A 13770-nucleotide genomic window follows, 5' to 3' on the forward strand; every position below is an offset into this window, starting at 1 on the left:
GGCGTGCACTCAAGTTCAAGCGGCGCCCGGTTTGCGAGAATGCTCCGGCGTCAACATAGAAGGAGGATCAACCGATGAAGGTACAGCGACTTTTGGCTGTGATCGGCGCGCTGGTCATGTTGTCCGCCTGCAGTCCGGCGAAATACCTCACAGCCACCGGCATCAAGGGCAACAGCTTCGTGGGCAAGCCATTCACGGAGGTGCTCAAGGAATACGGCAAGCCCACCAGCATCAAGGACAGTGCCCAGGACCCGAACTTCACCATGATGATGTACGAGGGCGGGCAGTACACCGCGACCGTCAGGGATCCGGTCGGTTCAACCACACGATGGACACCCGGTGGCCCCGAACAGTCGACTCAGTACCGTGATCGCCAGGTCAGCCGGAGCTGCCTGCAGGCCTTCTGGGTCGACAAGAAGGACCAGCACGTCAAGGTGTTCGACTGGAGCGGCAGCTGCTGGTAGGGCGGGCCCTCGTCGGCCGCTTCACCTCAGGTCCGCATCCAGCCAGCCGCGCAGGCTGTTGACGAAGGCCAGCGCACGCACGCGCGGCAGCTCGTCCACCCGTACCACGGCCTCGGCCAGTTGCCCCTCGCGCAGCCGGCGCGCGCGGCCGATGCCGTTCAGCAGCCCGCAGCGCAGCGGCGGCGTGACCCAGCGGCCGTCCTCGAACTGCAGCGCGATGTTGCCGCGCGTGCATTCGGTGATCTCGCCGCGGCGGTTCCACAGCAGCGTGTCGAACACTTCGGGCGCGGTGGGCGCGAAGGCCTCGTAATGCGCGCGGCGCGTGGTCTTGAAGCGGGAGAACTCGCTGTCGGCTTCGTCGAATGCGCGGGAGGCCAATTGCAGTTGCACGCGTGACGGCGGGGCGTCCATGGCAAAGGCTTCTGCGCGCGGCTGTCCTTGCGCATCGAGCAGGAGGCGAACGCGCCACGTACCTGCCGGATGCGCTTCGGTCAGGCGATCAAGGCGTGCCGCCACAAGCGCCTCGTTCCACGGATAGCCGAAGTGCGAAGCCGCGTTCTGCATGCGCGCCAGGTGCGCAGGCGCATCGCGCAGCACGCCATCGACCAGCGCAAGGGTTTCGAGCAATTCGAAAGAACTCATGGCAGCAGACGATACAGGCGCGCCCCCTTGCCCCAGAAAGGCCCGTTTGTGCCGCCACTCATCCCACTCCGCATCGGTCTGCGCGTCGGCGGTGATGCCGCTGCCGATGCTGCAGCGCGCCTGGGTGCCGCGCAGCGTCACGGTGCGGATCGGCACGTTGAAGGTCGCGTGCCCGCCGGGCCGCACCACGCCGACAGCGCCGCAGTACACGCCGCGCGCCTCGGGCTCCAGGTCGCGGATCATGCGCATCGCGCTGACCTTGGGCGCGCCCGTGATCGAGCCGCACGGGAACAATGCCGAGAACATATCCACCAGCGAAACCCCATCGCGCACCTTCGCCTCGACATCGGACGTCATCTGCCACACGGTGGGCAGCGCCTCGGTGTGAAAGAGCCGCGGCACACGCACCGAGAAGGGTTGCGCGACGCGCGAGAGATCGTTGCGGATCAGGTCCACGATCATCACGTTCTCGGCGCGCTCCTTGGGCACGGTGCGCAGCCGCTGTGCCATCGCCTCGTCATCGGCGGGCGTCGCGCCGCGCGGGGCGGTGCCTTTCATGGGACGCGCGAGTATCCGGTCGCCCTGCCAGTCGAAGAAGAGCTCGGGCGATACCGACAGCACCTGCTCGTCGCCGGTGTCGATGAAGGCGGCGTAGCCGTTGGGCTGTGCGTGGCGCAGGGCCATGAACCAGTCGCGCGCATCGCCCTGGAATTCGGCCCGCAGTGGCGCGGTGTAGTTGAGTTGGTACAGCTCACCGTTCGCGATCGCGCGATGAATGGCCTGCATGTTCCGGTCGAAGCCGGCGCGTGACAGGCCGGCCTGCCAATCGACTGTGGGTACAGGGCCTGCCGTTGCATCGGGCCACGGGACGGCGTTGTCATGCACGCCGAACCACGCCAACGGCCCGTCGCCCGGATGCACCGCGAAGGCCGGGTCGAAGGCCGCAGCCGCCTCGTAGCGCAGGTAGCCCACGCACCAGCGACCTTCGCGCGACAGCGCCTCGACGGCTTCCAGCACCGGCTTCACCTCTTCGGCGGAGCGCGCAACGAGGACGCGCGAAGGCGCACCGAAAGCCACGCGCAGCCGCGTCGCGCCATCGCCGCGCGGCTCGGCGAAATCGATCAGCGTTTGCAAGACCAAACCGTCAGGCGGATTCCGCAGGCTTCGGCGTCACAGGCGCTTGCGTCGAAGCCGCGTCGCCCTTGGCAGATCCGGCCAGCACGCGCTTCCTCACCGCGTAGATGTTGTTGCGCAGCGCATAGAGCTCGTCCGCATACGACAGCGGCACCGCCACCTTGTTGACCACGCGATCGAGCTCGTCGAGCTCCTTGAGCAGCGTGTCGCGCTCGCCCGTCTTGGCATCGACCTTGCCCTCGATATCGCGCAGCCGCGCATACCAGCGGAACACGCGGCGCCGCACACGGAACTGGTAGAGCGGCGGGATCACGCGGCTCAGCGGCAGCATCAACACCAGCAAACCGCCCAGCACCAGCCACATGCGCTCGACGAGGTTGCTGGCCCAGAAGGGCAGGTAGCGTTGCCAGAACGGCGGCGTGCCGTTGATCGCGCGGTCGCCTTCGGGGCTCACCGGCAGTTCGCTGGTGCGCGTGTTCGGAAAATCGCGCGCCCGGTTGAACCAGCCCGCGTCGCTGTGCACCGTCTGCGCCGATTGCGCGAACAGCTGGCGCAGCGCCGGGTGCGTTTCTTCGCGCGACAAGAGCGAGGTGGTGGCCGCGAGCAGCGACACGTCCGAAGGCGGCAGGTCTTTCGACAGGTCGACCACGCCGCGCGGCAGCGTCACCGCCGAGAGGAACGGAAAGCGCCGCGAGTACGCATCGGCCTGGCCGAAGTCCATCAGTTTGATGTCGCCTGCGCGCAAGAGCCGCTGCACCTGCGGCGACTGCGGCGCGGAAGACAGCACGATGGCATCGAGCAGCCCTGCCTGCAGCGCCTCGGCCGCGGCGGCCTGTTCGAGGTTGGACAGCAGCACATCGTCGGGCCCGATCCGGTTGGCCTTGAAGAGCCTTTCCATGATCTCGGGCAGCCCGCTGCCGGGCATGTCGACGTTCACGCGCAGGCCGCGCAGTTGTGTGAGCGAGGTCAGCGTGCCGGTCTTCTTGTCGACCTTCAGCGCGCTGTCGGCACGATAGAAAAGCCAGATCGGCTCGAAGAACAGGCTGCCGAGCGAACTGAGCCCCGCCTCTTCATCGGCCACCGGGTCGGCGCTGCCGCCGCGCACGAAGCCCACGTCGGCGCCGCCCTTGCGCAGCAGCTCCAGGTTTTCCGAGGAGCCCGAGGTGGGCTTCAGCTCGACCGTGATGCCGTTGACCTTGAGCGCTGCCGCATAGCGCTTGCCGAACTCCGCATAGGCGCTGCCCGTGGGGCCGGTGGCCAGCGTCACATGCTTGGGCGGCTGCGGCTGCAGGTACCAGTAGGCGGCGATCAGCAGGCCGATCACGAGAAAGATGATGGGCCCGGCCGAGGCGATCAGGTCGCGGATCGACAGCAGGATCAGCTTCAGGGTTCTGGGGAACGCCATGGTGGTCCTTTCTTTGTTGTTGGGTGCGTCAGGGGCGCGCTGCGGCGAAGTCCGTTGCAGACGGGATGTGCAGGTCGCCCACCGTCACCGATTGCGCAGCACGCACGGCGCGCAGCGTGGCAATGGCCACGGCCTCCGCGGCCATGGTGCCGAGCACTGTCATGCCCGGCGCGTTGCCTTCGAGCGGCACGCGGCCGGTGGCCAGCGCGAACAGCGTGTCGCCGTCGCTCATCGTGTGCACCGGGTTGATGGCGCGCGCGAGGCCGTCGTGCGCTACGTTCGCGAGGCGGTTGGCCTGCACCTTGGTCAGCACCGCGTCGGTCGCGACCACGCCCAGCGTGGTGTTGGTGCCCGCGAGCAGGGGCTTGGGCAGGTCGCCGCGCAGCAGGGCGCGGCGGGTGTCGAGCAAGGCAGTGCCGTCTTCGGTGCGCGCACCGGCCACGGGCTGGGCTGTGTTGTGGTCGATCACGTCACCCAGCGAATTGACCGCGATCAGCGCACCCACGGTGACACCGCCGACGGTGACCGACGCGGTGCCGATGCCGCCCTTCATTGCGCGGTGCACGCCGAAGAGCTTGCCCACCAGCGCGCCGCTGCCGGCGCCCACATTGCCCTCGGCGGGCGCGGCGTTCGATGCCGCATCGCAGGCTGCATAGCCGGCAGCGGCATCGGGGCGGATGCGCGCATCGCCCATCGGCAGGTCGAACAGCACGGCCGCGGGCACGATGGGCAGGGTGCCGAAGCGCACGTCCATGCCGATGTTGCGTTCCTCGAGCCAGCGCATCGCACCTTCCGCGGCCGCCAGGCCCCAGGCGCTGCCGCCCGCGAGCATCACCGCATGCACCTGCTGCACCAGGTTGCCGGGCGAGAGCAGGTCGGTCTCGCGTGTGCCGGGCGCGGCGCCGCGCACATCGACACCGGCCACCGCGCCTTTGCGCGCCATGACGACGGTGCAGCCGGTGGGGCGTCGGGTGTCGGAGAAATGGCCGACTTCGATGCCGGCGACGTCGGTGATGGCACCGGAGGAGTGTGTGGAGGAGGGAGTGGAAGTCGTGGCTGACATGGCGGCCGATTATGGGACCGTGCCTCTACGATAGGCGCCATGACAGTTGCAAGAAGTAGTTTCACCTCCGAGGGCGATGCAAGGCGCCACGTGGTGGTCATCGGTGCGGGCGCGGTGGGCTGCGCCACGGCCATCGAGGCATTGCGCGCGGGCCTGCGCGTGACCCTTCTGGAGCCCGAGGACCCCGGCGGCCCGCAGGCGACCAGCTATGGCAACGCCGGCTGGCTTTCGTCGCACTCGGTGGTGCCACCCGCGCTTCCTGGCGCTTGGCGCAAGGTGCCGGGCTGGCTGGCCGATCCGCTCGGGCCGCTCGCGGTGCGCTGGCGCTACCTGCCGCGCGCGCTGCCGTGGCTGCTGCGCTACCTGGCTTCGGGCTGGACCGAGGCGCGCGTGCAGCGCACTGCCGATGCATTGCGCACCCTGCTGGCGGACGCGCCCGCGCTGCATGCGCAACTCGCAGCCGACGCTGGCGTGCCGCAGCTCATCGAGCAGCGCGGGCTGCTGCATGCCTACCGCTCGCGCGCCGAGTTCGAAGACGACGCGCTGGGCTGGCGCGTTCGCGGACGCGTGGGCGTGCACTGGGAGGAATGGTCGGCCGACGAGCTGCGCCGCCGCGAACCCGACCTCAATGCGCGCTACACGCTCGGCATCTTCGTGCCCGAGGCCGGCCACTGCCGTGACCCGGGCGCCTACGTGGCCGCGCTGGCGCAGCATGCGGTGGCGACCGGGGCCGAGCGGATATTCGGTCGCGCCACGGGTTTTCGCATCGAGAACGGCCGGTTGCGCGCGGTGCGTACGAACTACGGCGATATCGCCTGCGATGCCGCCGCCATCTGCGCCGGTGCGTATTCCGGCCCGCTGGCCGCGGCCGCGGGGTCCGCGGTACCACTGGACACCGAGCGCGGCTACCACGTAGTGATCGAAGGCGCGATCGTCGGCCCGCGCACGCCGGTGATGGTGGCGGACGGCAAGCTCATCGCGCACTGGATGGACGGCGGCCTGCGCGCAGCGGGCCAGGTCGAGATCGGCGGGCTGGACGCCGAGCCAGACTGGCGCCGCGCGGAGATCCTGCATCGCCATCTGCAATCGATGTTTCCCGCGCTTGCAGAAACAGGCGCCAAGACTTTCAAGCATTGGCTCGGCCGCCGCCCGAGCATGCCCGACGGACTGCCTTGCATCGGGCCCGCGGCCGCGAGCGCGGATATCGTGCTCGCGTTCGGCCACGGTCATGTGGGCCTGTGCGGCTCGGCACGCACGGGCCGACTGGCGGCGCAGTTGCTCGCGGGCGTTGAACCCGAGACGCCGCTGGCGCCGTTCGATCCGGGGCGGTTCAGCTAGCGGGCTCTGGCTCGATCGACAACACCGTGAGCGCCCCATCGACCTTGTCCGCCGTGAAGCGCACCTTGTCGCCGGGCTTCACCTTGCCCAGCAGCTCGGGGTCTTTCACGCGGAAGACCATCGTCATGCCGGTCATCTCGAGGTTCGGGATGTCGCCGTGTCGGAGGGTGATCTTCTTCGCATCGGTGTCGATCTTGCGCACCTCGCCTTCGACGACGGGCAACACGGCCTGCGCGAAGGCGGCCGCGGCGAGAAGGGCAGCGGAGAGGGCGGTGAGAAGTTTCTTCATGGTCATGTTCCTTCAGCGATAGCTTTGATAGACACGCGTGCTGCCATCGGCCAGCACGAGCAGCACGTCGTACGGATCGCGCTGGTCCCCATAGGCCGGGCCGTCCATCCCCGGCGAGCCGACCGGCATGCCGGGCACGGCGAGGCCGACGGCCTTGGGCTTTTCCTTCAAGAGGCGCTGCACTTCGCGTGCGGGCACATGGCCCTCGATGGCGTAGCCGCCGATCTGGCCGGTGTGGCACGAGCCCAGCTTGGCCGGCACGCCCAGGCGGGTGCGTGCGGCCGCGTTTCCTTCGTCGTGCACCTTCGTGGCAAAACCGTTCTTGTTGAGGTGCTTCACCCAGTCCTGGCAGCAGCCGCAGTTAGGGTCTTTCCAGATCTCGACCATCGGCGCGGCGGCGAAAGCGGTGAGCGGCAGGGCCGATGCGAGCGTCAGCAGCGGAGCTGTGCGCTTCAGGAGGGTTCGTCGTTGCATGGTGGTCTCCTAGGTTCGTTCGTTCAGGATTTCTTGGGCGCGGCGGCCAGCACGCGGATGCGGCCGGCCATGCCGAGTTCGAAGTGGTCTTTCACGAGGCACGCGAAGTCGAAGTCGCCGGCGCGGTTGAAGGTCCAGACCATCTCGCCGGTCTTGCCCGCGGGCACGTGCACCATCCACGGGTCGTCGTGTTCCATGTTCGGAAACTTCTTCATCATGGCCGCGTGGTTCGCGATCTCCGACTCGGTGCCGAGCACGAGCTCGTGCAGCTCCTTGCCCTTGTTCTTCAGGCGCAGGCGGACGGTGTCCCCCTCGCGCACTTCGATGACCGACGGCGTGAAGGTCATGTCGTCGGCCATCGCGATGTCGATGGTGCGGCGCACGGCGCTCGCCTTGCCTTCGATGCCCCAGGGCTTTTGCTCGGAGGCGAGCGTGGTGGCGCCCTTCGGTTTCGGCGTGTGGTTCTCGTGCGCCTGCGATGCGGTCGCTGCGGCGGCGAGCGCGATGCAGAGGGCGATGGACTTGAAGGTCTTGTTCATGAGGTGAACTCCAAAAATGAAAGTGATTGAGGTCAGTGGTTGTGTGCGCCCGAAGGCTTGCGCACGGTGGCATCGTTGTTGCTGCTGTTGCCCGGCGATGGCGCATTGCGCGTGGCCGGCGGCACAGAGGCGCCGGGCACTTCGCGCGCCACCGTGCCGGCCGGGTGCTTGAACCAGCCCGGGTCCTTGTAGTCCCCCGGTTTCTGGTCGCGCCGCACCTTCAAGAGCGTGAACATGCCGCCCATCTCGGCCGGGCCGAAAGGGCCCGCGCCGGTCATCATGGGCATCGTGTTGCCGGGAATGGGCATCTCCATCGCGCCCATGTCGGCCATGCCCTTGTCGCCCATCACCATGTAGTCGGGCACGAGTTTTTTGATCTTCTCGGCCACGCCCTTCTGGTCGACGCCGATCATGGTCGGCACCTCGTGGCCCATCGGCCCCATCGTGTGGTGCGCCTTGTGGCAGTGCAGCGACCAGTCGCCTTCTTCATCGGCGACGAATTCCATCTGCCGCATCTGGCCCACCGCCACGTCCACCGACACCTCGGGCCAGCGCGCGGTGCGCGGCACGGGGCCGCCATCGGTGCCGGTCACCTCGAACTCGTGGCCGTGGATGTGGATCGGGTGGTTGGTCATCGTGAGATTGCCCACGCGGATGCGCACCCGGTCGCCCTTGCGCACATTGAGCGTGTCGATGCCCGGGAACACGCGGCTGTTGAAGCTCCAGATGTTGAAGTCGGTCATGGTGTTGACCTTGGGCGTCGCGCTGCCGGGCTCCACGTCGAAGCTGCCGAGCAAAAAACAGAAGTCGCGCTGCACCGGTTCGATGAGCGGATGGCTCTCCTTCGGATGCGTGACCCAGAAACCCATCATCCCCATCGCCATCTGCACCATCTCGTCGGCATGCGGGTGGTACATGAAGGTGCCGGGGCGGCGCGCGGTGAACTCGTAGACGAAGGTCTTGCCCCGCGGAATGTGCGGCTGCGTGATGCCGCCCACGCCGTCCATGCCGTTGGGCAGGCGCTGGCCGTGCCAGTGCACGGTCGTGTGCTCGGGCAGCTTGTTGGTGACGTAGATGCGCACGCGGTCGCCCTCGACCACCTCGATGGTCGGTCCCGGCGACTGGCCGTTGTAGCCCCACATGTTGACCCTGAATCCGGGCGCCATCTCGCGCACGACGGGTTCGGCAACGAGGTGGAATTCCTTGACGCCGGCGTTCATGCGCCAGGGGAGCGTCCAGCCGTTGAGGGTGACGACGGGGTTGTACGGGCGGCCGTTCGGCGGCGTGAGCGGCGCTGCGGTGGCGGTGGAGCTTTGTGTGACGGGTTCGGGCAGGGCAGCCATCGAGACGCGGCTGACGGTGGTTGCTGCGGCGGCGGTGGCGGCGCCTGCGAAGAAGTTGCGGCGGTTCATGTCAGTGCCCTCCCGCCGCGGGTGCATCGCCGGCCGTGGCCGTCTGCAGCGCCGTCATGCCGCCGGGCGAACTGCCCGTGAGCGCGAATTGCAGGTCGGTGTCGGCGAGCCAGAAGTCGCGCTGCGCCTCGATGCCCGCATTGACGGCGAGCATGCTCGCGCGGGTTTCGCCCAAAAGCTCCCACACGCTCGCGAGCATGCCGTTGTAGCGCAGCACCATTTCCTCGTTGACCTTCTTGCGCAGCGGCAGAACTTCATCGCGGTAGCGGCGCGCCAATGCGTAGGACGTGTTCCAGCCTTGCCAGGCCTCGCGCGCCTCGCTCGCGGCCAGCACGCCCACATCGCGCACACGGGCGGCCGACTGCATGTATTGCGCTTCGGCACGGCCCGTGCGTGCTTGACCCCAGTCGAACAGCGGCAGTGGCAGGTCGAGTTCGAAGCCGCGCTTCGTCGAGCGCGAGCGGTCGGCATCGTTCTCGAACGTGGTGTTGCGCACCACGCCGATTTCCATCGCGTTGATGACGCGGGTAGCGCGCGTGAGGCCGAGCGAATCGGCCACCGCCGTGTTCTGCGCTTGCGCTGAACGCACGTCGAGCCGGTCGCGCAGCGCCAGAGCCTGCACGTCGCCGAGTTCGGGCGCGGACTTCGGCAGGGGAGGCAGGCGATCGGGCAGCGTGTAGCCGATGCGCTTGCCACTCAGGCCGAGCAGCCGCGTGAGCTGCTCGCGCGTGGCAACGGCGGTCTGCTCGGCGCGCGCGAGCTGCGCCGCGGCATCGGCCAGCAGCAGCTGTTCGCGCGTGCGCTGCAGCGCGCTCCAGTTGCCGGCCTGGGCCATGCGGTGCGCAAGCTCGGCGCCGGCCTCGGCGGCGTCCTTCGCATCGCGCAGGTACGCCACGCTCTGTTGCGCCGACACCGCACGCACCCACGCGCGGCGCGTGTCGGCGGCCAGCAGCAGCACGCTCTGCGCGGCCTGCAGCTTGGCCGCCTCGTGCCGCTGGCCAGCCCAGCGGGCCTGCCACGGCAATGTGACAAGACCGATCACGTTGAAGCTCAGCATCCGCTCGAACTCGCGCTCACGGCCCTGGGCGAGGCGGCTGAACGAGAGCACGGGGTTCGGCAGGCTCGCGGCCTGCACGCGGTCGGCGTCGCTGATCTGCAGCGTGGCAAAGGCGTCCTGCACGCGCGGGCTGTTGACGAGCGCGATGCGCACGGCCGACTCGGCATCGAGCGGCTTGGCGAGTAATGCATCGACGCTCTTCTGCGAGGCCTCGTCGGGCACGCGCTGGGCGGTGCTGCCCGCCATCAGCGGGTTGTTGCCGACCAGCGCCTGCACGTCGGCAGTGCCGCCGTCGGGGGAAAGACTGGCACAGCCGGCCAGAACGAGAGCGCTGCCGAGTGCGGTGGCACGCTTGAGCAGCGCGCTACTTCTTCGATAGCGAAGGGGGCCGGCAATCTGCCGGCGAACAATGGGGTTCACGCTCGATCTCCATGAGCAATACGACCAACGCCGAGAGCCGGAAAAGGCTCACTGCGGACGGACTACGGGCAGGGAGATCAGGAAATGGGCGGCTTCAGGCCCGGAACGGGCTCTGCGCTCGCGAAGCGGGCCGTGTGGGCCGCCGGTGGCGCCTGGGGGGCGCCGTGCACGATGTCGATGAGGGGTGTGCCGCCGAGGGCCACCGTGTGACAGACCTGGCAGGCGGTGCAGGTGCCGCAGCCCTGGTGGTCGGTGCTGCTGCCTTCGTCATGGTGCGCCATGGTGTCCATGCCGCTGTCGGCTGCTTCCATGGCTTCATGGCAATGCGCATCCGCCGCCACCGAGGCCGGGGAGGCCTCTTCCGCAACGAGCGAGGCGGCCGGTAGCGAGTGCCGCACCATCTCCACCGCCATCGCGTCGCCCAGCCAGCCGCGGATGGGCAGCAGGGCGATCATGAGGGCGAGCAGCAGGGTGCGCATGGGTGACGATGATAAACCGGTGCCCTAAGACACCAGCTGGCCGCGGGCCTTGTGGATCCACACCTGCAGGTTGTCCAGCAGGTCCTTCTGGCTGAAGGAGCAGCTCTCTTCGCTGAAGAGCGCGCTCGATTCGAGGCGGTCGAGCAGGTTCAGCAAGACCTCGCTGTAGCGCGGCGGCAGGGCGCCGAGCAGTTCGGCGCTGGCGCGGGCATCGTTCGACAGCGTGGTCACCGATCCGCCACCGCCGCCGTTCAGCGCCGCAATGTGCGCGGCGATGGCGTCGAGTTGCTGTGTCGCGCTCATCCCGCAACCTTTCCGGAGGGAGGCGTCGACAGCCCGCGCTCGCGCATCAGGTCGCGCAGCACATCGGGATAGTCCGTGATGATGCCGTCCGCACCCCAATCCATCAGCCGCTGCATGTCGGCGCGCTGGTTCACGGTCCAGGGCAGCACTTTCATGCCCAGCTTCTGCGCTTCCTTGATGACGGCCGGCGTGAGGTCGGCGTAGGCCGGCGACCAGATCACCGGCCCCGCGCTCTTGCCTGCGGCAGCCTTGACCAGCTGCGGCACCGACGCAAAGCCCGCGGCATCGAGGCCAACGGTCCAGCGGCTGTCCTTCAGCGTGCGTGCGGTGCTGAGGTAGGCGCGCGGCAATTGCGGCGCGAGCTGGCCGACGAGCGCGAGCGTGCGCCAGTCGAAGCTCTGGATGGTCACGCGGTCGGCCATCTTCGCCTTGTCGATCTCGGCAAGCAGCGCGCGCACCATGGGTTCGGGTGCGGCGGTCTCGTCGGGCTTCGTCGGATCGATCTTGGTTTCGATGTTGAAGTGCACCGTGGCCGCAGCCGCGCCGCGCGCCTGCACCAGCGCGAACAGTGCGGCGAGCGTTGGTATGCGTTCGCCGTCGCGCGGCTGTTGCAGGGCGAACTGCTTGCCGTAGTTGCTGGTGGGGTTCAGGCGGCCCACGTCGTAGGTCTGCAACTGCGCCAGCGTGAGCGCTCGCACGGCCGCACCGCTGCGCGATGCGAGCCAGTTGCCGTTTGCGTCGCGCGTGTGGTCGGGGTTGAGCGTGGTGTCGTGCGAGATCACGACCACGTTGTCGGCGGTGAGCCCGATGTCCAGCTCCAGCGTGGTCACGCCGAGGTCGATTGCGTTCGAGAACGCGGCCAGCGTGTTCTCGGGCGCGAGGCCGCGGCCGCCGCGGTGGGCCTGCAGGTCGAAGTGTTGCTTCGCGGTGGGGGCGATGGCGGCGCAACCCGCGACGAGCAATGCGGCGACGAGCAGGGGGTATTTCATTTGAGCTGCACCTTGATGCCGTTTTCTTGCACGGTGATGTCACCGATCTCGTAGGTCTTGCGGCCCATGGTGAGTTCGTCGGCGGTGAAGCTGCGCAGCACCTGGCCCTGCAGCAGTTCCTGAGCAACCACCGAGCCGACCTTCTGCAGTCGCTCGGCATCGCGCCCTTCCACGCCTTGCAGTTCGAGCCGCTCGGCCTTCGGATGATCGAGCCGCAGCGTGCGCGTGGCCGCGTCGTAGCGCAGCGCGCTGCTCATCGACACGACGCCTTGCACCGGCGAGGCGGCGAGCAGGGGGCTCGCTATCGTCAGCGTGGCGGTGAGGGCCGCGCGGTTGGTGCCTGCATCCAGCCCCAGTTGCGGATCGCGCAGCCCGACCATGAAGATCTCGGCATAGCGCTCGGCCACCGGAAAGCGCTTGGCGATCATCGTCTGCAGCTCGTCGCGGCTCGCGGTGTATTCGCTGGTGAAGAAGTTGAAGCCGGCCAGCGCCGCGAACGGAGCTTGCAGGGCGGCCGTACCGAGCAGGGCCTGCAGCATCCGGCGACGGGAGGTGAGGGACGGAGGGCGGAGGTTCATAGGGGTTCCGAGCTTGCCACAGGCGGATGCGTTCCCGCCAGCGCCGGGGTGGCGCCCATTCCTGTCGGACAGTCAGCCGTCGATGCGCAATTCGTAACGGGTAAAGGACCCGTTTCCCTTCTGGATGACACTGTGCAGCACGAAACCGAAGCCCTCGTAGAGCGTGCGCAACGCCTGCCGGTCCGCCACGCAATCGAGGCGCAGGTACGGGCGGCCGAGGCTGCGGGTGCGTTCGCGCGCGAAGGCCAGGAGCATGGTCGATACGCCCTTGCCGCCCCAAGACCTGCGCACCGCCAGCTTGTGCACGAACGCGGAGCTTCCGGGTTCGATCTCCGGCCAGAAGAAGGGATCCTCCATGTCGATCCGCACCACGCCGGCCACGTCCCCGTTCTCGCGCGCGATGAAGTAGCGACCGGCATCGGTGTCGCGCTGCACCCGTTCGAGGCCGACATCGATGGCCGACCACAGCGGCCGCCCCTCGGTGGCGAGCCATCGGGCGGCTTCGTTCAGGACGGCGGCAACGGTAGCCGCTTCGGCGGGGAGGGCTTGTTCGATATGCATCGCGGGCGATCTTAGTCAGGCCTGCGAGGCGCGGACCACGTGAAAGCCTTCCGCCTCCGCGGGCGCGACGAAGTGGCGCGTTATCAGGTCGAACTCGGCATCCGTCGTTTCGAAGGGATGTTCGCCGCTGGCATTGCGTGCGCGAAGCCGTGCCTTGCAGATTGCGTCCGGCACATCCAGGAAATGGAGCCGGTGCGCCACGCCCGCCTTCTCGAAGATGCCGCGCGCCCAGGCCCGGCTGCTCACCGTGTTGGCGGGAAAGTCGAGCACCACGGACACGCCAGCATTGAGGAGCCCGACGACATGCTCCGCCATGACCCGCTTGAGCCGGGTCGAAGCCCGCACATAGTCGGGCAGCGCGACGATCTCTCCGGGGTACAGCGCGACAAGCCACGCATCCTCGCTGATGAGCACCGTGGCCGGTGCCTCTGCCAGGCGCCGGGTGAGCGTCGATTTGCCGGCACCGATCTTGCCGCAGACCATGTGGAGCATGGGGGTCATTGCTTTTCTCCTGTGACTTGGAAGAAAACCCCAGGAGGCAAAAAGAAACCCGCCTCGTGGGGCGGGTTGCATGGCGTGAAACTCGTCTGGATCGCGCGCTAACCCACCATCTCTTCGATGGT

At 68.1% G+C, this 13770-nt stretch carries 16 protein-coding genes; 2 read left to right on the top strand and 14 right to left on the bottom strand.

Annotated features, from left to right (window positions below; all coding sequences use genetic code 11):
- Positions 1-74 precede the first annotated feature (74 nt).
- Positions 75-464: a hypothetical protein gene (locus tag ACSFA7_RS13855; protein WP_435499891.1), complete on the top strand. Its 390-nt coding sequence runs from the start codon at positions 75-77 to the stop codon at positions 462-464.
- Positions 465-485: 21 nt separating this feature from the next.
- Here the strand turns inward: ACSFA7_RS13855 and pabB are convergent, their stop codons facing one another.
- From pabB to ACSFA7_RS13870, 3 genes are read right to left on the bottom strand one after another with little or no spacing between them, the layout of a single operon-like run.
- Positions 486-2246 carry an aminodeoxychorismate synthase component I gene (pabB, locus tag ACSFA7_RS13860; protein ID WP_435499892.1) on the bottom strand — a complete coding sequence of 587 codons (1761 nt, stop codon included), beginning with the start codon at positions 2244-2246 and terminating at the stop codon, positions 486-488.
- A gap of 4 nt (positions 2247-2250) precedes the next feature.
- Positions 2251-3645, bottom strand: coding sequence for a TAXI family TRAP transporter solute-binding subunit (locus ACSFA7_RS13865; protein ID WP_435499893.1), 1395 nt, complete (start codon positions 3643-3645; stop codon positions 2251-2253).
- A gap of 28 nt (positions 3646-3673) precedes the next feature.
- Positions 3674-4708 carry a P1 family peptidase gene (locus ACSFA7_RS13870; protein WP_435499894.1) on the bottom strand — a complete coding sequence of 345 codons (1035 nt, stop codon included), beginning with the start codon at positions 4706-4708 and terminating at the stop codon, positions 3674-3676.
- 39 nt (positions 4709-4747) lie between these two features.
- Here ACSFA7_RS13870 and ACSFA7_RS13875 point away from each other — a divergent pair, with 39 nt between their 5' ends.
- Complete coding sequence (locus ACSFA7_RS13875; RefSeq protein ID WP_435499895.1) at positions 4748-6046, top strand: NAD(P)/FAD-dependent oxidoreductase; 1299 nt, start codon at positions 4748-4750, stop codon at positions 6044-6046.
- Here ACSFA7_RS13875 and ACSFA7_RS13880 read toward each other — a convergent pair.
- The 11 genes from ACSFA7_RS13880 to ACSFA7_RS13930 form a co-directional block, all read right to left on the bottom strand.
- Positions 6039-6335: a copper-binding protein gene (locus ACSFA7_RS13880; protein WP_435499896.1), complete on the bottom strand. Its 297-nt coding sequence runs from the start codon at positions 6333-6335 to the stop codon at positions 6039-6041. The genes ACSFA7_RS13875 and ACSFA7_RS13880 overlap by 8 nt on opposite strands.
- Before the next feature lie 12 nt (positions 6336-6347).
- Complete coding sequence (locus ACSFA7_RS13885; protein WP_435499897.1) at positions 6348-6809, bottom strand: DUF411 domain-containing protein; 462 nt, start codon at positions 6807-6809, stop codon at positions 6348-6350.
- Positions 6810-6832: 23 nt separating this feature from the next.
- On the bottom strand, positions 6833-7348 hold the full coding sequence (locus ACSFA7_RS13890; protein ID WP_435499898.1) for a cupredoxin domain-containing protein: 516 nt from the start codon (positions 7346-7348) through the stop codon (positions 6833-6835).
- 32 nt (positions 7349-7380) lie between these two features.
- Positions 7381-8760 (bottom strand): multicopper oxidase family protein, encoded by a 1380-nt coding sequence (locus ACSFA7_RS13895; RefSeq protein ID WP_435499899.1) that lies wholly within the window; start codon positions 8758-8760, stop codon positions 7381-7383.
- 1 nt (position 8761) lies between these two features.
- Positions 8762-10237, bottom strand: coding sequence for a TolC family protein (locus ACSFA7_RS13900; protein WP_435499900.1), 1476 nt, complete (start codon positions 10235-10237; stop codon positions 8762-8764).
- A 77-nt stretch (positions 10238-10314) separates the two neighbouring features.
- A complete protein-coding gene (locus ACSFA7_RS13905) occupies positions 10315-10716 on the bottom strand; it encodes a hypothetical protein (protein ID WP_435499901.1) in 402 nt (133 codons plus the stop codon).
- Positions 10717-10740: 24 nt separating this feature from the next.
- Positions 10741-11019 carry a hypothetical protein gene (locus ACSFA7_RS13910; protein WP_435499902.1) on the bottom strand — a complete coding sequence of 93 codons (279 nt, stop codon included), beginning with the start codon at positions 11017-11019 and terminating at the stop codon, positions 10741-10743.
- Positions 11016-12008 carry a glycerophosphodiester phosphodiesterase gene (locus ACSFA7_RS13915; RefSeq protein ID WP_435499903.1) on the bottom strand — a complete coding sequence of 331 codons (993 nt, stop codon included), beginning with the start codon at positions 12006-12008 and terminating at the stop codon, positions 11016-11018. The genes ACSFA7_RS13910 and ACSFA7_RS13915 overlap by 4 nt, the downstream gene beginning before the upstream one ends.
- On the bottom strand, positions 12005-12586 hold the full coding sequence (locus ACSFA7_RS13920) for a DUF1439 domain-containing protein (protein ID WP_435499904.1): 582 nt from the start codon (positions 12584-12586) through the stop codon (positions 12005-12007). Before ACSFA7_RS13920 ends, ACSFA7_RS13915 begins: the two co-directional genes overlap by 4 nt.
- 72 nt (positions 12587-12658) lie before the next feature.
- Positions 12659-13147 (bottom strand): GNAT family N-acetyltransferase, encoded by a 489-nt coding sequence (locus tag ACSFA7_RS13925; protein ID WP_435499905.1) that lies wholly within the window; start codon positions 13145-13147, stop codon positions 12659-12661.
- Between the two features lie 15 nt (positions 13148-13162).
- On the bottom strand, positions 13163-13648 hold the full coding sequence (locus tag ACSFA7_RS13930) for a P-loop nucleotide/nucleoside kinase family protein (protein ID WP_435499906.1): 486 nt from the start codon (positions 13646-13648) through the stop codon (positions 13163-13165).
- Positions 13649-13770: the final 122 nt, after the last annotated feature.

The sequence above is a fragment of the Variovorax trehalosi genome (assembly GCF_051216415.1).
Taxonomy (GTDB): domain Bacteria; phylum Pseudomonadota; class Gammaproteobacteria; order Burkholderiales; family Burkholderiaceae_C; genus Variovorax.